The sequence below is a fragment of the Lysobacter sp. GCM10012299 genome (assembly GCF_042649405.1).
Classification (GTDB): Bacteria; Pseudomonadota; Gammaproteobacteria; order Xanthomonadales; family Xanthomonadaceae; genus Lysobacter_J.
The window spans coordinates 476,636-495,275 of the sequence record NZ_JBHRZC010000003.1; the positions used below are offsets into that span (position 1 = coordinate 476,636).

An 18,640-nucleotide genomic window follows, 5' to 3' on the forward strand; every position below is an offset into this window, starting at 1 on the left:
GCACGCCCGCCCCGTGACCTTCGGGGTATAGCCTCCAGCCCCCGCAGCCCCCATGCTCGCCGCACTGTCCCCGGACCCGCGAACCCATGATCAAGCCGCTGACCCTAGCCATCGCCCTGACCCTCGCCGCAGGCACCCCCGCCCTGCTCCAGGCCGCCACCCCCGCCGCCAAGAGCGCGACGGCCGCCACCAAGCCCTCACCGGCCTGGGTGACCAAGAGCAACGAATACGCCCAGATCCTGCTGAAGGCCCAGGCCGAATTCGCACCCGAACAGATGTCGTTCTTCGGCGTGCCCGGCTACGACGACCGCGTCGTTGACCTCAAGCCCGACAACGCCAAGCGCTTCCGCGACGCCACCGCCAAGGCCAAGGCCGAACTGCAGGCCAAGCTTGCCACCGAGCGCGACCCGAACGTCCGCCAGGACCTGGCGATCATGATCAAGGCCGCCGACGAGAACATCGAAACCAGCGCCCTCAACGAACGCCTGACCCTGCCGTGGACCGATGCACCGCAGACCGTCTTCAGCGGCATCCAGGGCCTGCTCTCCGACCAGACCCCGCCCGAGCGCCGCGCCCGCGCCCTCGACCGCCTCAAGGCCTACGTCGGCCAGGCACCGGGCACCACCCCGATCACCGAACTCGCACGCGCCCGCTACGAAGAGCGCACCGGCGACAAGGCACTGCTGCGCCCGACCAAACTCGAAGTCGAACAGGCACTGGGCAACGTCGACACCTACGTCGCCGGCATCAAGGACCTGTTCGCCAAGTACAAGGTCGCCGGCGCCGACGAAGCGCTCGCCGCGATGGACACCCAGCTCAAGGCCTACGGCCAGTGGGCGCGCACCACCGTGCTGCCGGAAGCGCGCACCGACACCCGCCTGCCGGCCGAGCTGTACGCCAACCAGCTCAAGCAGTACGGCATCGACATCGACCCGCAGCTGCTGATCCGCCGCGCCCAGGTCGAGTTCATGGAAACCCGCGCGGCGATGGCGCAGATCGCCCCGCTGGTGGCCAAGGACAAGGGCCTGAAGGTCAACGACGCGCACGACTACGTCGGCGTGATCAACGCGCTCAAGCAGCAGAACATGCCCAACGACCAGCTCGAGGCGCGCTACCGCACCGTCATCGACGCGATCGACCCGATCATCCGCAAGGAAGGCATCGTCGACGTGCCGCAGCGGCCGATGGTGATGCGCCTGGGCAGCGAGGCCGAATCGGCCGCACAGCCGGCGCCGCACTTCCTGCCGGCACCGCTGATCGGCAACACCGGCCAGCAGGGCCAGTTCGTGCTGCCGGTGTCGGTGCCGACGCCGGACGGCAAGGCGCTGTCGTACGACGACTTCAACTTCGATGCAGTGCGCTGGACGCTGTCGGCGCACGAAGGCCGTCCGGGCCATGAGCTGCAGTTCACCGCGATGGTCGAGCGCGGCATCTCGCTGGCGCGCACGATGTTCGCCTTCAACTCGGTCAACGTCGAAGGCTGGGCGCTGTATGCCGAAGCCGAAATGGTTCCGTACGAGCCGCTCGACGGCCAGCTGATCGCGCTGCAGTTCCGCCTGATGCGCGCCGCACGCGCGATGCTCGACCCGATGCTCAACCTGGGCCTGATCGACCGCGAGGCCGCGGGCAAGATCCTGCGCGAGAAGGTCGGCCTGTCGGAAGCGATGACCAAGCAGGAGCTGGACCGCTACACCTTCAACGCCCCGGGCCAGGCCGGCAGCTACTTCTACGGCTACACGCGCATCCTCGAGCTGCGCATGGAGACCGAGGTGGCGCTGGGCGACAAGTTCGACCGACTGGCGTTCAACAACTTCCTGCTCGACCAGGGGCTGTTGCCGCCGGACCTGCTGGCGAAGGCGGTGCGCGAGGTGTTCGTGCCGGCGCAGAAGGCGAAGAAGTAAGGCGCCCTCACCCCAACCCCTCTCCCGCAAGCGGGAGAGGGGCTTTGATCCCTTCTCCCGCTCGCGGGAGAAGGTGCCCGAAGGGCGGATGAGGGCAGCTCCTAGGTGACCCGCGCCAGCATTCGCTGGTGCCCGATCAGGCGCGCCCAGCGCGCACCAACGTCGGTCATGCAGACATAGCCGGCTTCGCCGACCAGGCGCAGCCAGGTGCGCCGGTCCAGGCGCAGGTGCGATTCGGCCGCACACAACTCCACGTCGAAACCGAGCTGGCGGGCGAACAGCGCGCAACGGGCCAGGTGGTAACGGCTGCTCAGCAGGGTGACCCGCGAGCGCATCCGCTCGCCCAGCAGCGACCTGGCGTTGCGCAGGTTCTGCAGGGTGTCGCGCGAATCCGACTCCAGCAGCATCGGCGCATCCATGGCCATGCCGCGCGCCAGCAGTCCCGCGCGGGCAATGTCGGCCTCGGTGGCCTCGCCCGGCTCGCCACCGCCGAGCAGCACCAGGCTCGCCGGCGGGCTGCTTTTCCACAGCGAGACGGCCCGGTCCAGGCGCGCTTCGAAGTCGCGGTCGATGCGCCCTTGCGGCGAATGCTTGCCGAAAAGCAGCACGCACTGCCCATGCTGCGGGCGGCAGGGCGCCCGCCGTGCCACGCGCAGGACATGGACCAGGTAGCCGAGATAGACCAGCCCGGCGCTGAAAACGCAGGCGGCGCCGGCCACGGCCATGGCGTGGAGGACGTCCTGGTCAGCAAAAAGGGCCAGTCGGTGGGCGCTGCGGCTGGTCACTGGGAACGGGCGCGTGAACGGACGGGAAACAAGGGTTGTTCAGTTTACGCGGAGGATCGGCCGCGGGGGCGCTGGCTATACTGCGCACTGTTGGAAAGAGAGTCCCGCGTGCCGTCAGTTCCAAGCCCTGCCAGTCCCGCTGTGGTGCCGATGCCGCCCCTGGCGATCCGCGCCTACACCGCGACCAGCGCCGTGGGCCGCGGTCGCGATGCCCTGGCCGGCGCACTGCGCGAATCGCGCGGAGGACTGCGCCGCAACGACTTCGGGCCGGCGCCCCTGGACTGCTGGATCGGGCGCGTCGATGGACTCGAGGACATGCCGCTGCCAGCGCAGTTCAGCCGCTGGGAGTCGCGCAACAACCGGCTTGCCTGGCTGGCACTGAACCAGGACGGCATCCCCGAAGCGATTGCCGCGCTGGTAGCGCGCCATGGCGCCGACCGCATCGCGGTGGTGGTGGGCACGTCCACGTCCAGCATCGGTGCGACCGAGGATGCGTACGCCCACCTCGACGACGGCGAGTTCCCCGCCGACCTCGCGCGCGCCGATGTGCACACGCCGCACTCGCTCGGCGAGTTCGTCCAGCACGCCACCGGCCTGCGCGGACCAGCGATCACCGTGGCCACTGCCTGCTCGTCGAGTGCGAAGGTGTTCGCACAGGCCGCGCGCCTGATTGCCGCCGGCCTCGCCGATGCGGCACTCGTCGGTGGCGTCGACACGCTGTGCGGCAGCGTGCTGTTCGGTTTCAACTCGCTGCAACTGGTCGCCAGCGAACCATGCCAGCCGTTCGACGCCGGCCGCACGGGCCTGTCGCTCGGCGAAGCCGGCGGATTCGCCGTGCTCGAGCGCGCGCAGCCCGGCGACACCGGCCTGCAGCTGCGCGGTTATGGCGAGTCCAGCGACGCCCACCACATGTCCTCGCCGCACCCGGATGGCCTCGGCGCGCAGCTGGCGATGCGCGATGCGCTCGCGCGCGCGGGCATCGGCGCCGCCGATGTCGGCTATCTCAACCTGCATGGCACCGCCACGCCCGCCAACGATTCGATCGAAGCGGCCGCGGTCGCGGGGATGTTCCCGGACAGCCTGCATGCCAGTTCGACCAAGGGCTGGACCGGGCACACGCTCGGTGCGGCCGGCATCGTCGAATCGGTGATTGCATTGATCGCGCTGGAACACGGCGAACTGCCCGGCACGCTCAACAGCGCCGAACCCGATCCCGCCTGCGGCCCGCAGATCCGTTTCCAGGCGCAGCGCGCCGACATCGCCTACGCCATGAACAACTCCTTCGGCTTCGGCGGCAACAACTGCTCGCTGGTGTTCGGTCGCGCATGAAGCCCCTGTCGGCCAGCATCGAAGGCATCGGGTTCTGGACGCGCGGGCTGCCCTCCTGGGCCGCCGCGACCGCTTACGCCCACGGCGGCACGATCGTCGCCGACGCGCCGGCACGTCCATCGCCGCAACTGTTGCCCGCCAACGAACGGCGGCGCGCGCCGGATACGGTGGCGGTGGCGCTGGAAGTCGCACTGGCCGCCTGCCACGACGCCGGCCGAGATCCGGCCACGTTGCCGTCGGTGTTCGCCTCGACCCACGGCGACCTCGGCATCACCGATTACATGTGCGCGACGCTCGCCAGCGATCCGCAATCGCTGTCGCCGACGCGCTTCCACAACTCGGTGCACAACGCCGCCGCCGGCTACTGGACCATCGGCGCCGGCGCGATGGCGCCGGCCAGCGCCATCAGCGCGCGCGAGGCGAGCTTCGCCCAGGGCCTGCTCGATGCGCTGGCGCAACTGGCCTGCGGTGACGAGGCGGTGCTGCTGGTCGCCTACGACGGCCAGGCCGCCGGCCCGCTGGCGCGAATGGCGCCGAGCGAAGGCCTGCTCGGCGGTGCGCTGGTGCTGTCGCAATCGGCAGCGCCGGGTCGCGCACGATTGAGCGTGCAGCTGGTGGCCCGCAATAGTGATCGCGACAGCGATGGCCCGTTGTCTACGCTGGCAGCGGCCAATGCCATGGCACCGATGCTGCCGTTCTTCGACGTGCTCGCGCGCGGCCATGGCCAAGCGCGACTAGTCGCCGGCCCGGACCACGACCTGCTGGTCGAAGTCGCATTCGCAGAGGCGGCGCTGCAGGAAACCGCATCCGTGGCGGACCACGTGCCGGAGTTCGCCCATGGCTGACGACCTGCACATCCCCACGCGCCCTGCCCGCCTGACCCGCGACGACCTCGTCGTGGTCATCCCCGCGCTCAACGAGGCGCTGCGCATCCGCGAAGTCGTCAGCGGCGCGCTCGCCGAATGCCCGCGCGTGATCGTCATCGACGACGGTTCCGACGATGGCACCGGCGAATGCATCGCCGACCTGCCGGTGACGGTGCTTCGCCACGCCGAACGCCGGGGCAAGGGCGCCAGCCTGCGCCACGGTTTCGCCGCGGCATTGGCAATGGGCGCCCGCGCCATCGTGACGATGGACGGCGACGGCCAGCATCTGGCGCGCGACATTCCGCGCCTGCTCGCCAGCGCCAACCGCCATCCCGATCACGTCGTCATCGGCGCGCGCCTGCAGCGGCGTTCGCAGCAGCCGCTGCACCGGCGCCTGGCCAACGAATTCGCCGACTGGGGCATCGCCTGGGGCACCGGCTATGGCATCGCCGACAGCCAGAGCGGCCAGCGGCTGTACCCGGCTGCCGTGGCGGCGCTGACCGACGTGCCGGGCGAGGATTTTGTGTTCGAGGCGCAGATCCTGATCTCGGCCGCGCAGCAGCTGGGCACGCGCTGCGTGTCGGTGCCGATCGAATCGCGCTACCAGAGCGTGCACGGCGACGAGCAGTTCCGCGCCAGCCACTTCAAGCCGCTGCGCGACTTCAGCCGCATCACCTCGCACATCGTCGCCGGCGTGTTCCGTCGCGGCGGGATCCCGGCGATGTTCCGCAGCATCCGCGCCAATCCGGCGCTGGTGGACGACGACGCGCGTCCCGCCGTGATGGAGCCAGGGCGGGACGCGATCTCCGCGTTCGACGAAGCAGGGCGCTAGGCGTTACTTGCCCTTCGGCGGGGTGCCCTGCGGCGGTGTGGTCTGCGGCGGCGTCGCCTGTGGCGGCATGCTCTGGGGCGGCATGCCCTGCGGTTGCGGCATGGCCGGCATCTGTTCCGGCGGCGGCGGGTTGGCGACGTAGATCGCCACGCCGTGCGCGTACTTCTTGGTCGGCGAAATGCTCACGCCGATGCCGCCCGAGCTGAAGTTGCCACCGTGGTAGCCACCGTAGCTGCCACCGCCGGCGCCGACACCAATACTGCTGCCGCCGTAGCTGTTCTCGCTGCCGACGAACAGCACGCCGTTGGCGCCGAGCTTGGCCGCCTCGGCGCGCAGGTTGTTCATGACGTCGTTCAACTTGTTCTGCTCGCCGTAGGTGAAACCGCCGCTGGCGGTCTCCAGGCGCGCGATCTCTTCATAGCCGCCCGGTGGCGGCGTGAAATAGACACGTACCTGCGCCGGATCGATCGGCGGGCGCGGCGTGCCGGTGACCAGCTGCGACGTGGACGAGCAGCCGGCAAGCGCCAGCAGGAGCGGAACGAGAGTAAGGAGGACGCGACGCATGGCGATCTCCGGGCCTGTGATGATGGGCCGATCCTACGCCAGGCCGTGCGGGCCGGCCATTGGGCGATTCCTTGCGTTCAGTCAGGTCATCCCACCGTCAATGCCGATCACCTGGCCATTGACGTATCCGGCCGCGTCCGAGCACAGGAAGCCCACCAGCGAGGCGACTTCGTCGGGCCGACCGGCGCGGGCCGCCGGCACCAGCTGCTTGACCGCCTCCGCCGGGAACGCCGCATCCGCCAGGCGCCCCTCGATCAGGCCCGGGGCGACCACGTTGCAGGTGATGCCACGGCTGCCCATCTCGCGCGCCAGCGATTTGGTCGCGCCGTGCAGCGCCGCCTTGGCCGCGGCGTAGTTGGTCTGGCCGCGGTTGCCCAGCACCGCCGCCACGGACGACACGCTGACCACCCGCCCCCAGCGCGTGCGCGCCATCGGCAGCAGCAGCGGCTGGGTGACGTGGAAGAAGCCGTGCAGGGAGACGTCGATGACCTGCTTCCACTGCCGCTCGCTCATGCCGGCCAGCGGTGCGTCGTCGTGGATGCCGGCGTTGTTGACGACGATCTGGATCGGGCCGTGTTCGAGCAGGCCTGCCATCGCCGCGCCGGTGGCCTCGCCGTCGGCGACATCGAACGACACCGCCACGGCACGCCCGCCGGCGCCCTCGATCGCAGCGGCTATCTCCTGCGCGCGCTCGAGGTTGCGGTTGGCGTGGACGATCACCTCGCAGCCATCGGCGGCCAGGCGCCGGCAGATCGCACTGCCGATATCGCCGCTGCCCCCGGTGACGAGGGCGCGACGGGGATGTGAGCTGGACGGATTCATGGCGCAATTGTGCGCCGCGTAGCCCGGGTAAGCGAAGCGCACCCGGGGTCTCGTGCCGCCTGAACCCCGGGTGCGCTTCGCTTACCCGGGCTACCGGTAGAGGACGGCGGCGCGGCCGCGGGCGATTTCCACGCCGCGGTGCTGGATCGCGAACTGGTACTGGCTGCCCGTGGCGTCGGCGATCAGGCATCGCGCTTCGACCTCGAGCGCGCCCGCCAGTTGGTCGATGCGGTCGATCATCAGTTCGACCCCGCGAAGCGACACCAGCATCCCAGGCCGCACCGGTTCGCCGGCCGCCTGCGCGAGCAAACCGCCGTGCACGGCCATCGCTTGGGCGCCGTACTCGCACAGGTGCACGGCGTGAAGCCTTCCGCCGTGGCGCAGCGGATGCGCCGGGTCGCGGTGGCCGTGCGAATGCAGGCGGACATGCTCGCCGTCCCATTCGATGACCTCTTCCCACAGGCACATCGCGCCCTGGTGGGGAATCAGCCGTGCGATGTCCTCACGCGCCATCAGACGTTCCGCCCACCGGCGCGCGCACGATCAACAGCGCCAGCACGAAGTTGCAGACCACGCCGAGCGCGACCGTGGAGCCGATCGCACGCAGCACCGGGATGCTCGACGCCGCCAGCAGCGCGAACACCAGCAAAGTCGTCAGGCTGCAGACGATCACCGCGTGCAGGGTGCGCAATTGCTCGGCGCGGTCGTCGCCGGCGTGATCGAAGAACAGCGCGTAATCCAGGCCCAGGCCGGCGGCGAGGATCAACGACACCAGGTGGAACAGGTTCAACTCGACGCCGACCGCGCGCAGCAGCGCCAGGATCAGCAGCGTGCTCAGCGCCATCGGCGCCAGCACGCGCAGCACGCGCCGCGGCGAGCGCAAGGCGAACCACACCGCCGCGGTCAGCAGCACCGACGCCAGCGCCAGCGCCCACAGCACGCGCTGGCGATACTGGGCGACCAGCGATTCCGATGCCTGCTTGAGGTCGAGCAGCCGCGCGCCGTGGCCGCTTGCCACCTGCGCGACCGCAGCCGGGTCCTGCAGTCCGCTCAGTGCCACCAGCGCGGTGACGTGGCCACCGCGTTGCAGCAGCATTCCGTCGACGCTGGCCGACAACGGGGCGCCGGCAAGGTCGCGGGGTAGCAATGCCGGTGCGTTCTTCGCGCGCTCGACATCGGCGACGAATTCGTCGAACGCATCCGACTGGAACGGGCCGTCGGCCATCGCTGCGTCGAGTGCCGCGCGCAAGGCCGGGCGATCGGGCAATCGCGCCTGTCGCGCCTGCTGGGTCGCTGCGCTGGGCAGGTAACGCGCGGCGAGGTCGTAGCCGGCGATGGCGCCGTCGGCTCGCAGTCGCTGCAATGCCGGCAACAACCGTTCCGAGGCGCGCAACGCGGATTCGACATCCGGCTGCTGCACCACCAGCACGTAGCGCACATCGGGCGCGCCCAGTTCGGTGCGCAGCTGTGCGTCGCGCGCCAGTGCGGCCGGGGGCACCGGCGTCAGTCGACCGAGGTCGTTCTGCCAGAACGAGCCGGGTGCGAGCGCGGCCACCGCCGCGGTCAGCAGCGCGATCGCCAGCACCGCGCCACCGCGCAGGCGCGGCCAGCGCGCCAGGCGCTCCCAGCAGCGCCCCAGCCAGACCGAATCGGCGGCATCGCGCGGTGCCGGATCGATCAGCGCCGGCAGCAGGAACCGGGTCGCCAGTGCCGCCGTCGCCAGGCCGACGACGGTGAACACCGCCAGCTGCTGCAGGCCATCGACACCGGACACGAGGAAGGTCAGGTAGGCGATGCAGGTCGATGCCACGCCCGTGGCCAGCGTCGGCCACAGCGCGCGCGCACTCGCCCATGGCGACACGCCGGCGCGCTGGTGGCTGAAAAGGTGGATCGGATAGTCCTGGACCACGCCGATCAGCGTGAATCCGAATGCGACCGTGATGCCGTGCACGCCATCGAACGCCAGCGCCACTGCGCCCAGCCCCACCAGGCCGGCGCTTGCCAGCGGCAGGCCGCCCAGCAACGGCGCCTTCCAGCTGCGGTACGCGACCCACAGCAGCAGCACGAACACGAGGCTGTCGAGCGTGCCGATCATGCTGGCTTCGCGCGCGGTGCGGTTGCCGATCTCCACCGAGAACGCACCCGGGCCGGTCAGCGACATGCGCGTGGTCGTGCCACGACTGATGTCGGCGAACGCCGCGTTGATCGAATCGACGGCGGCCTGCTGGCCCTTGGGGTCGAAACCGGCGGCATGCGTCTCGATCGCGAGCAGCGCTTCACGACCGGCCTTGTCAAACCAGACGCCGTGCAGGCGCTGCGGTGCGTTCGCCGGCTGCCAGGCTTCGGCCAGCGCGAGGGTTTCCAGGGTCGGGTCGGCTGCCAGCAGCGGCTCGATCAGCGCCGCCGCCGGAGAACCGAGGTCCTGCACGCGCGCATCCAGTTCGGCGCGCAGGTAGTTCGCGTCCAGCGCCTGCGTGTCCAGTCGCGACGACAGCAGGTAGCGGTAAGGGCGAAGGTTCGGCGGGATCGCCTCCGGCCCCAGCGCCGCGCCATTGGCGACCAGCTTGAACGAGGGCAGCGTCGACAGGCGCTCGCGCAAGGATTGCGACTGCGCGGCCAGTGTTTCCGCATCGGACCCGGCCAGCCCGACCAGCAGCAGGCGCGAGCCCGGGCCCTCGCCGAGTTCATCGATCAGCAGCTTCTGCGCCGCGGTCTGCGGCGCCGGCATGAACTTGCGCAGGTCGCCGCTGAGCTGCAGGCGCGGCGCGACCAGCGTCGCCAGGATCAGCAACGCGACCAGCCACAGCAGCGCGAGGGCGAGGCGCCTGGGCGCACTCATCGCGTTGCGTCGCCGTGGCACAGGGCTTCCAGCGCGGGCGCCGCCTCGACACCGGCCGCATCCGCCGCTGCGCCGGCCAGCAACGTGCGCTGCGGCGGCGCGTTACCGACGGTGCGCGTCTCGATGCAGCGCAGTTCGGAACCGCGCCCGTACAGCGCGATCGACTGCAGTCGCGCCGCCTGCGCGGCATCCTTCGGCACCATCGTCAGCGTCCAGCGCTGACGCGATCCCTGCGCAGACAGCGTGTAGTGGCGCTCCAGTCCCGCGCGATCGCCGTCCAGCAGCGAGGCGAAATTGCCCTGGAACCCGGCCAGCTCCGGCACGCGCGACAGGGCGAACTTGCGCGGCGCCTGTCCGGCGCGCGCGATGGTGGCTTCGCCTGCGCGCAACGTCGTGGTCTCGACATAGGGCGCGCGGACTTCACGCACGAGCGTGTCGGCGTCGGGCCGGACGTACTGGCCCGACAGGCGCAACGGCGCCTTCAGCAGTTTCGACGCGCGCACTTCCACGAACGGCGTGCTCGCCGGCACCGGCCGCGCGATGCCTTTCAGGATCCACGCCGCATCAACCGCATCGGAACCGTCAGCTGCGGCTGCGCATGGCGTCATGCTCGCCAGCATCAACACCGGTGCCAGTCGCCGCGCCCACGCGGCCAGGGTGTTCCCGCATTTCGTCCGCCGCGTCATCGCCATCCCAGAAATCGTAGAAGTTGAACCAGTTGTAGGGAGCATCCAGCACCTGCGCCTGCAGCTGCGCCGCGTAACGCCGGACCACCGTCGTGACTGCGTCGCGCCGGTCACGGCGGGACACATGCTGGATCAGCGTATCCGGCCCGCCGCTGAATTCCTCGAAACGCAGGTCGTAGCGGTTGCCACCCCGGTACAGGCCGAAGGCGAGCACGACCGGCACCCGCAGCGTCGCCGCGATCAGCCAAGGGGCGTTCGGAAAGGCCGCCTCGTCGCCGAGGAACGGCACGCGGGTCACGGCCTCGCCGGGTGCTGCGCGGTCGACCAGCAGCGCCACCAGCTCGCCGTCGGCCAGCGCCCGCTGGATCGCCAGCACGATGGCGACGCCGTCCTGACCCGCATCGATGACATCCGCGGCCAAGCGCGGGTTGAGCGCATCGAGCAGTTGCGTCAATGCAGGGTTGTGCGAAATGTCGAGGACGATGCGCACGCGCAGCGAGGGCCGCGTCATCACCAGCACGCGCAATGCATCGAAGCTGCCCAGGTGCGAACCGAACACGAGCACGCCTTCGCCGCGATCGACGCGACGCGCCAGCGCATCCAGGCCCTCGACACGGATATCGAACCGCGAGAGCTGGCCGCTGAGCAGGAACACGCGGTCGAGGATCGTGGCGGCGAAGGTGTGGATGTGGCGTGCGACGTCCAGCCACCCCGGCGACCGTCCGAGCACGCGCGCCAGGTAGTCGCGCGAGGCGCGGCGTTCCGGCCCTCGCACCAGCAGGAAGTACGCAGTGATCGGATACAGGCAAAGGCGCGCGACTCCGCGGCCACCGTAGCGGGCAATGCTGCGGATCAACCAGATCGCGAAGCGACTACCGCCTTCGGGGCGCTGCTTCCAGTGCGCGTTCACGCCGGCTCTGACTCCGCTGCGGAAACGACAGCATCGGCAATGACGACATCGCCACTGGCCAGCAGCGTGTCGCCGCGCAGCACGCGGAAGCGCCAGCGCGGCGCGGCGCCCGTGATCTCGATGTTCGCCTCCTCGCCCGGCAGCAATGGCTGCAGGAACTTCACCTGCGGCAAGCCCAGCGCCGGCAGCGGACCATGCCCGGCTTCGATCGCAGCGATGACGTGATCGAGCAATACCACGCCAGGCACCAGCGGCCGACCGGGGAAGTGCCCGGGCAGGCTGGGGTGGTCGGCGGGGATGGAGAAACGCATGGAGTGGCGGCGGCTACCTGTGCGAAGACGCACAGGATAAGGCTTCGCTCATGCGAACAGGTCGCGCCAGAACTTCGGCCCCAGCGCGGCCATCTGGCGCAGGAAGTCGAACAGGTTGCGGTACGGCCGGTGCGGGAACAGACGCCGCCGCAGTGCGTACTCGCCGAGGAAGAAGCCGCCGACGATGCCGTAGTTGGCCAGGTTGGCGAACAGCGACCACTGCGATTGGGTGATCGACACCGCCGGGACATGGCCCAGCCGCGCCAGCACGCCACCCGGCACGGCGATGGTCGCCAGCACGCCATTGGCCAGCGCGAGCATCGCCAGCACGGCCGCCCAGGCGGCGGTGAGCCGGCGCGAGTAGCGATACAACTCGGGCGGGAGCGAGGCCGGCACGGTCCGTTCCATCGCTGCGACTATCTGCGTGATCAGCGCCTCGCGTGGGGCGATCAGGCTGCGACCGAACAGCCATGCGACCAGTCCGACGAACAGCATCGGCGGTGCCAGCAGCAGCAATTGCGCGAAGGGCGTGCCCGCCAGCCAGACCAGGCCGGCGCCCAGCAGCAGCGCCAGCGCCCATGCCCAGCCGCGGCGTTCGAGCATCGGCACGGCCAGCACCAGCACCACCAGGTCGGCCAGCGCGATGGCCGCAGAGATCCCGCCGCCGTCCTCGCTGGCCCAGTGCGCGAGCAACGGATAGGCGACCGCGAGGATCAGCGGCAGCAGTGCGGCGGGGTTCACGGGGCGGCGCCTGGAGTAGTGGTGCTCAGGCGGTCTTGTGCTGCTCGATATGCGCGGCCAGCGCGCGCAGCGAAGCGAAGATGCGACGGTTCTCGTCGTTGTCCGAGCGCAGCTGGAAGCCGTAGCGCTTGGAGATCGCCAGCGCCAGTTCCAGTGCGTCGATCGAATCCAGGCCCAGGCCTTCGCCGAACAGGGCCGCTTCCGGCTCGATCTGCTCCGGCGCCACGTCCTCGAGGTTCAGGCTTTCGACCAGCAGCTGCGCCAGTTCGCGTTCGGCGGGGCTTTGTTCAGACATCGGGCGATCCACGGTTCCAAAGGGCGACAGTCCTGACAGGACGATCAAGGGGCGCAACGATCCGGCATCAGGGCGCTGTACGCAACCGTCACCGCTGCATGGCCGCCGGGCGGCCTTCCCGTATCATTCGCACATGACCGAAACCGCACCTGCCCCCGCACCGGCCGACGCCACCGCGGCCGCGGACCTGAATGCGCAGCGCCCCCATCCGGATCCGATCGACACCGACGTACTGGTGATCGGCGGCGGCCCGGCCGGCACCACCGCCGCCACCCTGCTGGCCCGTCGCGGCTGGCGCGTGCTGCTGCTGGAGAAGGACCGCCACCCGCGGTTCCACATCGGCGAGTCGCTGCTGCCGATGAACCTGCCGATCCTCGAGCGCCTGGGCGTGCTCGACCAGGTCAAGGCGATCGGCACCTTCAAGCCGGGCGCCGAGTTCCCGATCGACGCCGACAACTACAACACCTTCCGCTTCGAGCGCGCGCTGAACCCGCAGTTCGGCTACGCCTACCAGGTCAAGCGCGAAGAGTTCGACGAGGTGCTGTTCCGCCACTCGCAGGCCAACGGCGTGGATGCGCGCGAGAACCACCGCGTCGAGCGCGTCGAGTTCGCCGCCGACGGCCGGCCGCAACTGGTGCACGCGCGCGATGCCGATGGCAATGCATTCACCATCCGGCCGCGCTACATCGTCGACGGCAGCGGCCGCGATGCGTTCTTCGGCAGCCAGCTCAAGCTCAAGAAGAAGAACCCGCTGCACCAGTCGGCGGCGATCTTCAGCCATTTCAGCGATGTCGAGCGTCGCCCCGGCGACGATGCCGGCAACATCACCGTGCAGCGGTTCGCGCATGGCTGGATGTGGCTGATCCCGCTGCGCGACGGCGTGATGAGCGTCGGCGCGGTGTGCTTCCCTGAGTTCCTCAAGCAGCGCCGCGGCGAGACCGAGGCGTTCCTGATGAAGGCGCTGGAGTCCGAGCCGTCGGTGTGGAAGCGCATGCGCAATGCCAAGCGCATCGCCCCGGTGCACGTCACCGGCAACTACTCCTACACCTGCACGCAGATGCACGGCCCGGGCTGGGTGATGGTCGGCGATGCCTACGCCTTCGTCGATCCGGTGTTCTCCTCCGGCGTGTACCTGGGCATGAACAGCGCCGAGCAGGCCGCGCAGGTCGTCGATGGCGCGCTGCGCGAGCCGTCGAGCGAGGCGGCGCTGCAGCGCGCGATGAGCAAACGCCTCAAGCGCGGCCTCAAGCATTTCCAGTGGTTCATCTACCGCTTCACCACGCCGGTGATGCGCCACCTGTTCAACCATCCGCGCAACTACTGGCAGGTCGAGCAGGCGGTGATCTCGATGCTGGCCGGCGACGTGTTCGACAATCCTGAGGTGCTGCGCAGGTTGCGCCTGTTCCGCTTCATCTATGCGATGACGGCGCTGAGCATGGCGCCCGAGGCGCTGCGCGGCTGGCTGCGGCGGCGCCGCCAGGTCGGCGTCGATGTCGGCCTCGGCGGTGGGCGCGACACCCTGCAGCCCGGCAACGGGGAAGCACGGTCGTGAGCGCGGTACGCCCCATGCTGCAACCGCCGCACCTGTCGGTGGACTACGTCGATGGCGCCGATCCGCAGCCGTTGCTGGACGGCAACGATACGCTGGCGGTGATCGGCTTCGGCAGCGCTGCCCCGCACCACGATGACCCGCGCTACCTGCGCGTGGCGCTGCAGCCGCACGGTGCGGCGCCGTTCGAAGTCTGGCGCGGCAGCGGTCCGGTCCTGCGCGGCCGCGACGGCGACGTCGCCTGGGCCGAGGACGGCACGCTGCAGTTCGGCGTGATCGAACTCGACGAAGCGCCCGGTCCCGATGGCATGAGCGACATCGAGGCCACGTCCGAGCGCCTGTACGCACGGCTGTCGGCATTCCTGCAGGAGCGCGGTTACCCCAACCTGCTGCGCGTGTGGAACTACCTCGACGGCATCACCAGCGGCGAAGGCGACGAAGAGCGCTACCGGCAGTTCTGCGTCGGCCGTGCGCGTGGCCTGGGCACGGTGGACCCGGCCACGCTGCCGGCGGCGACGGCCATCGGCCGTGTCGACAGCGAGCGCCGCCTGCAGGTGTACTGGCTGGCCGCGCGCATGCCGGGCACGCCGCTGGAGAATCCGCGCCAGATCAGCGCGTACCGCTACCCGCGCCAGTACGGCCCGCAACCGCCGAGCTTCGCCCGCGCAATGCTGCCGCCCGCCGACGGCGCGATGCCGTTGCTGCTGTCGGGCACCGCCGCCATCGTCGGCCACGAGTCGCGCCACATCGATTCGGTCGTGACCCAGCTCGACGAAACCCTGGCCAACTTCGACAGCCTGCTCACCGCCGCCCGCGCGCAGCGGCCGGCACTGCCGGCGCAGTTCGGCGCGCACTCGCGCCTGAAGGTCTACGTCCGCCAGCTCGACGAGATGGACGCGGTGGCGGCCGAGCTCGACGCGCGGCTGGGCCCGGACGTGCCGCGCATCCTGCTGCATGCCGCCGTGTGCCGCCGCGAGTTGCGGGTGGAGATCGACGGCGTCCACGCCTGAGGCCGTCCATCACTTGCGCTGCGCCCCGGCGCCGCTATGGTGCGAGCGAAACAGTCACTACCTGACTGGGGAGACACCGCAATGGGTTTGATCAGCGTGATCTGGGGCATCGTCGCCATGATCTGGATGGTGATCGCGCTCATCCCGCTTCTGGGTTGGGGCAACTGGTTCTCGATTCCCTTCGCCGCGGTCGGCGCGATCATTGCCGCGATCGGCATCCTGTTCACCAGCCCGGGCAACCGCGGCCGTGCCAAGACCGGCCTGGTGCTCAACGGCATCGTGATCATTGTCGGCATCGTCCGCCTGGGCATGGGCGGCGGGATCATCTGATCCGCTGGCGCACGGGGCCAACCTGAAGACCGGCCCGCACCTGCGCCGGTCTGCTTTTGCCACAGGCGCCCCCGCCTTCCGACCGGACATCCGCCCATATGCCACTTCGGCATGAGCAGGTGACGCAAAACCTTTTCCCCCGCGGCGGCGGCACGGCCAGAGTCGCGCCATGGATGCCGACTGGACGCGGCCTCCTGCTGCCCCTTCCCCATTCCTGAACAGGAGCCGGCAATGCCGACCCCGTACCGAACGTCGTCCCCCGTGGCCTGGCTGAGCGGCGCGCTGGCCTGCGCGCTGGTAGCGCCTGGCGCCCAGGCGCAGACCGCACCGCCGACCGTCGAAGAACTCGCCCGTCGCCTGCAGGCCATCGAGCAGCGCCTGGGCACCGCCCCGGCTGCCACGGCCACCGCAGCCAACGAGGCCGGGCTCAGCGACCTCGACCAGCGCCTGCGCGTGATCGAACGCAAGCTTGAGCTGCAGTCGGAAGAAGCCGCCACCCGCGCCGCCAGCACCCCGACCGTCAGCCTCAGCGCCAGCAAGGGCCTGTCGGTGAAGTCGCCGCCGCCGGGCGACATCGAGGTGAAGTTCAAGGCCCTGGTGCAGGGCGACGGCCGCTTCTACATCGACGACGACCAGTACCCGCAGAACGACACCTTCCTGATGCGCCGGATCGAACCGACCATCGAAGGCACGTGGGGCTCGCTGATCGGCTACCGCGTCACCGCCCAGCTGGCCGGCGACAGCGCGACAACCAGCGATGTCTACCTCGACCTCAAGTTCGATCCGCGCGCGACGGTGCGCATCGGCAAGACCAAGGTGCCGGTCGGGCTGGAGCGCTTGCAGTCGAGTGGTTCCACCGCGCAGGTCGAGCTTGGCCTGCCCGGCGAGCTGGCGCCCGGCCGCGATATCGGCGTGCAACTGCAGGGCGAGTTCGCCAGCTCCACGGTCAGCTACGCGCTGGGCGTCTACAACGGCGCGGTCGACGGCCGCGACGGCTCCACCACCAACCCGGACAACGACTTCGAAGTTGCTGCGCGCGTGTTCGTCGAACCGTGGAAGAACGATGGCAATGCGCTGTCGGGCCTGGGCTTCGGCATCGCCGGCAGCAGCGGCGACAAGGAAGGCGTCGGCAACAACTTCCTGCCGCGTTACCGCTCTTCCGGACAGGTGCAGTTCTTCAACTACCGCAGCGCGGTCGCCGCCGATGGCGAAAACACCCGCTGGTCGCCGCAGGCCTATTACTACCGCAATGCGTTCGGGCTGCTCGGCGAATACATCAACTCCAGCCAGGACGTGCGACTGCCGGCCACCGGCGCGCGCGAATCGATCGAGAACACCGCCTGGCAACTCAGCGCCGGCTATGTCCTCACCGGTGAAGACGCCGGCTACAAGGGCGTAACACGGCCTAACCATCCTTTTACGGTCGGCAGTGCAGGCTGGGGTGCGTGGGAGCTGGTGGCGCGTTACGGCGAACTGGACATCGATGACGATGCGTTCCCGCTGTTCGCCGATCCCGCCGTGTCCGCACGCAACGCCAAGGCGTGGGGCGTGGGCGTCAACTGGTATCTGAACAACAACTTCAAGCTGGTAGCCAACTACACGCAGACCGACTTCGACGGTGGTGCGCCTGCCGGTGCCGACCGCGAAGACGAAAAAGCCTTCTTCACCCGCGCGCAGTTCTCGTTCTGACCCTCCCCCAGGAACGTGCCATGACCCGTACTTCACGCACCTCACACCTCCGCTCCATCGCCCTCGGTTTCGCTCTCGCACTGGCAGGCGGAACCGCCGCGGCGAAGGACGTGGAACTGCTCAACGTCTCCTACGATCCCACCCGCGAGTTCTACGCCGACGTCAACCAGAACTTCGCCGCGCAATGGAAGCAGCAGACCGGCGAGACGCTGAAGATCCGCGCCTCGCATGGCGGCTCCGGCAAGCAGGCGCGCTCGGTGATCGACGGTCTGGAAGCGGACGTCGTGACGCTGGCGCTGGCCGCCGACATCGACGCCATCGCCACCAACGGCAAGCTGCTGCCGGCCAACTGGCAGACGCGCCTGCCGCACAACAGCGCGCCATACACCTCGACCATCGTGTTCCTGGTGCGCAAGGGCAATCCCAAGCAGATCCGCGATTGGGCCGACCTGGTCAAGCCGGGCGTTGGCGTGATCACGCCCAACCCGAAGACCTCCGGCGGTGCGCGCTGGAACTACCTGGCCGCGTGGGCGTGGGCATCGCAGGAGTACCGCGACGGCGGCAAGGTGGTCGATTTCCTCACGCGTTTGTTCAAGAACGTGCCGGTGCTTGATACCGGTGCGCGTGGCGCGACCACCACCTTCGTCGAGCGCGGCATCGGCGACGTGCTGCTGGCGTGGGAGAACGAGGCGCTGCTGACGCTGTCGGACGCCGACACCCGCGACAAGTTCGAAGTCGTCATCCCGAGCCTGAGCATCAAGGCCGAACCGCCGGTGGCATGGGTCGACAAGAACATCGACCGCCATGGCACGCGCAAGCAGGCCGAAGCGTACCTGCGCTATCTGTACACGCCGGAAGGCCAGCGCCTGGCGGCCAAGCACGGCTACCGTCCTGCCGAACCGGACAAGGTGCCGGCAGCGGAGCTGGCGCGTTTCCCGCAGGTGAAGCAGGTGACGATCGACGGTGCGTTCGGCGGCTGGAAGAAGGCGCAGGCGGAGCATTTCGCCGACGGCGGCTTCTTCGACAAGATCTATCAGCCGAAGTGATGCGACGTGGCACAGCATTACAGCCTTGACGCCACTCTCCCCGTCGTCCCGGCGAAAGCCGGGACCCAGTTTGACGTTGACGTTGCTCTTGCCGGCAAGTGCAGGAGCAACATGGATCCCGGCTTTCGCCGGGAT

General features: G+C 69.5%; 19 protein-coding genes. 9 read left to right on the top strand and 10 right to left on the bottom strand.

Going from position 1 to position 18,640, the window contains the following annotated elements; all coding sequences use genetic code 11:
- Nucleotides 1–89 precede the first annotated feature (89 nt).
- Nucleotides 90–1,901 carry a DUF885 domain-containing protein gene (locus ACFOPO_RS10115; protein ID WP_386703297.1) on the top strand — a complete coding sequence of 604 codons (1,812 nt, stop codon included), beginning with the start codon at nt 90–92 and terminating at the stop codon, nt 1,899–1,901.
- A 101-nt stretch (nt 1,902–2,002) separates the two neighbouring features.
- Here ACFOPO_RS10115 and ACFOPO_RS10120 read toward each other — a convergent pair whose 3' ends face one another.
- Nucleotides 2,003–2,626, bottom strand: coding sequence for a YdcF family protein (locus ACFOPO_RS10120; RefSeq protein ID WP_386703077.1), 624 nt, complete (start codon nt 2,624–2,626; stop codon nt 2,003–2,005).
- Nucleotides 2,627–2,836: 210 nt separating this feature from the next.
- Here ACFOPO_RS10120 and ACFOPO_RS10125 point away from each other — a divergent pair, with 210 nt between their 5' ends.
- Genes ACFOPO_RS10125 through ACFOPO_RS10135 form a run of 3 tightly spaced genes read left to right on the top strand, consistent with a single transcriptional unit; the run spans nt 2,837 to nt 5,713 of the window.
- Complete coding sequence (locus tag ACFOPO_RS10125; protein ID WP_386703298.1) at nt 2,837–4,015, top strand: beta-ketoacyl-[acyl-carrier-protein] synthase family protein; 1,179 nt, start codon at nt 2,837–2,839, stop codon at nt 4,013–4,015.
- Nucleotides 4,012–4,860: a beta-ketoacyl synthase chain length factor gene (locus ACFOPO_RS10130; protein ID WP_386703078.1), complete on the top strand. Its 849-nt coding sequence runs from the start codon at nt 4,012–4,014 to the stop codon at nt 4,858–4,860. The genes ACFOPO_RS10125 and ACFOPO_RS10130 overlap by 4 nt, the downstream gene beginning before the upstream one ends.
- Entirely contained in the window at nt 4,853–5,713 is an 861-nt protein-coding gene (locus ACFOPO_RS10135; RefSeq protein WP_386703079.1) for a glycosyltransferase family 2 protein, read from the top strand. The genes ACFOPO_RS10130 and ACFOPO_RS10135 overlap by 8 nt, the downstream gene beginning before the upstream one ends.
- A gap of 3 nt (nt 5,714–5,716) precedes the next feature.
- Here the strand turns inward: ACFOPO_RS10135 and ACFOPO_RS10140 are convergent, their stop codons facing one another.
- The 9 genes from ACFOPO_RS10140 to ACFOPO_RS10180 form a co-directional block, all read right to left on the bottom strand.
- The gene (locus tag ACFOPO_RS10140; RefSeq protein WP_386703080.1) at nt 5,717–6,277 is read right to left on the bottom strand and encodes a hypothetical protein; all 561 of its coding nucleotides are present in this window, start codon (nt 6,275–6,277) and stop codon (nt 5,717–5,719) included.
- Nucleotides 6,278–6,358: 81 nt separating this feature from the next.
- Complete coding sequence (fabG, locus tag ACFOPO_RS10145; RefSeq protein WP_386703081.1) at nt 6,359–7,099, bottom strand: 3-oxoacyl-ACP reductase FabG; 741 nt, start codon at nt 7,097–7,099, stop codon at nt 6,359–6,361.
- A 90-nt stretch (nt 7,100–7,189) separates the two neighbouring features.
- Entirely contained in the window at nt 7,190–7,615 is a 426-nt protein-coding gene (locus ACFOPO_RS10150; protein WP_386703299.1) for a phosphotransferase, read from the bottom strand.
- On the bottom strand, nt 7,602–9,938 hold the full coding sequence (locus ACFOPO_RS10155) for an MMPL family transporter (RefSeq protein ID WP_386703082.1): 2,337 nt from the start codon (nt 9,936–9,938) through the stop codon (nt 7,602–7,604). The genes ACFOPO_RS10150 and ACFOPO_RS10155 overlap by 14 nt, the downstream gene beginning before the upstream one ends.
- Complete coding sequence (locus ACFOPO_RS10160; RefSeq protein WP_386703083.1) at nt 9,935–10,546, bottom strand: LolA-related protein; 612 nt, start codon at nt 10,544–10,546, stop codon at nt 9,935–9,937. Before ACFOPO_RS10160 ends, ACFOPO_RS10155 begins: the two co-directional genes overlap by 4 nt.
- Nucleotides 10,521–11,534: an acyltransferase gene (locus tag ACFOPO_RS10165; RefSeq protein WP_386703084.1), complete on the bottom strand. Its 1,014-nt coding sequence runs from the start codon at nt 11,532–11,534 to the stop codon at nt 10,521–10,523. Before ACFOPO_RS10165 ends, ACFOPO_RS10160 begins: the two co-directional genes overlap by 26 nt.
- On the bottom strand, nt 11,531–11,845 hold the full coding sequence (locus ACFOPO_RS10170; protein WP_386703085.1) for a hypothetical protein: 315 nt from the start codon (nt 11,843–11,845) through the stop codon (nt 11,531–11,533). The genes ACFOPO_RS10165 and ACFOPO_RS10170 overlap by 4 nt, the downstream gene beginning before the upstream one ends.
- 48 nt (nt 11,846–11,893) lie before the next feature.
- A complete protein-coding gene (locus tag ACFOPO_RS10175) occupies nt 11,894–12,586 on the bottom strand; it encodes a ketosynthase (protein WP_386703086.1) in 693 nt (230 codons plus the stop codon).
- A 25-nt stretch (nt 12,587–12,611) separates the two neighbouring features.
- Nucleotides 12,612–12,881 (bottom strand): phosphopantetheine-binding protein, encoded by a 270-nt coding sequence (locus ACFOPO_RS10180; protein WP_386703087.1) that lies wholly within the window; start codon nt 12,879–12,881, stop codon nt 12,612–12,614.
- 187 nt (nt 12,882–13,068) lie between these two features.
- On the opposite strand from ACFOPO_RS10180, the gene ACFOPO_RS10185 reads away from it, so the two are divergent.
- From ACFOPO_RS10185 to ACFOPO_RS10205, 5 genes are all read left to right on the top strand, one after another.
- Nucleotides 13,069–14,433, top strand: coding sequence for an NAD(P)/FAD-dependent oxidoreductase (locus tag ACFOPO_RS10185; RefSeq protein ID WP_386703300.1), 1,365 nt, complete (start codon nt 13,069–13,071; stop codon nt 14,431–14,433).
- Between the two features lie 14 nt (nt 14,434–14,447).
- Nucleotides 14,448–15,440: a pteridine-dependent deoxygenase gene (locus ACFOPO_RS10190; protein ID WP_386703301.1), complete on the top strand. Its 993-nt coding sequence runs from the start codon at nt 14,448–14,450 to the stop codon at nt 15,438–15,440.
- Between the two features lie 81 nt (nt 15,441–15,521).
- Complete coding sequence (locus ACFOPO_RS10195) at nt 15,522–15,770, top strand: hypothetical protein (protein ID WP_386703088.1); 249 nt, start codon at nt 15,522–15,524, stop codon at nt 15,768–15,770.
- A 231-nt stretch (nt 15,771–16,001) separates the two neighbouring features.
- Nucleotides 16,002–17,459, top strand: a complete 1,458-nt coding sequence (locus tag ACFOPO_RS10200; protein WP_386703089.1) for an OprO/OprP family phosphate-selective porin — start codon at nt 16,002–16,004, stop codon at nt 17,457–17,459.
- 20 nt (nt 17,460–17,479) lie between these two features.
- Nucleotides 17,480–18,505: a sulfate ABC transporter substrate-binding protein gene (locus ACFOPO_RS10205; RefSeq protein WP_386703091.1), complete on the top strand. Its 1,026-nt coding sequence runs from the start codon at nt 17,480–17,482 to the stop codon at nt 18,503–18,505.
- The last annotated feature ends 135 nt before the right edge of the window (nt 18,506–18,640 follow it).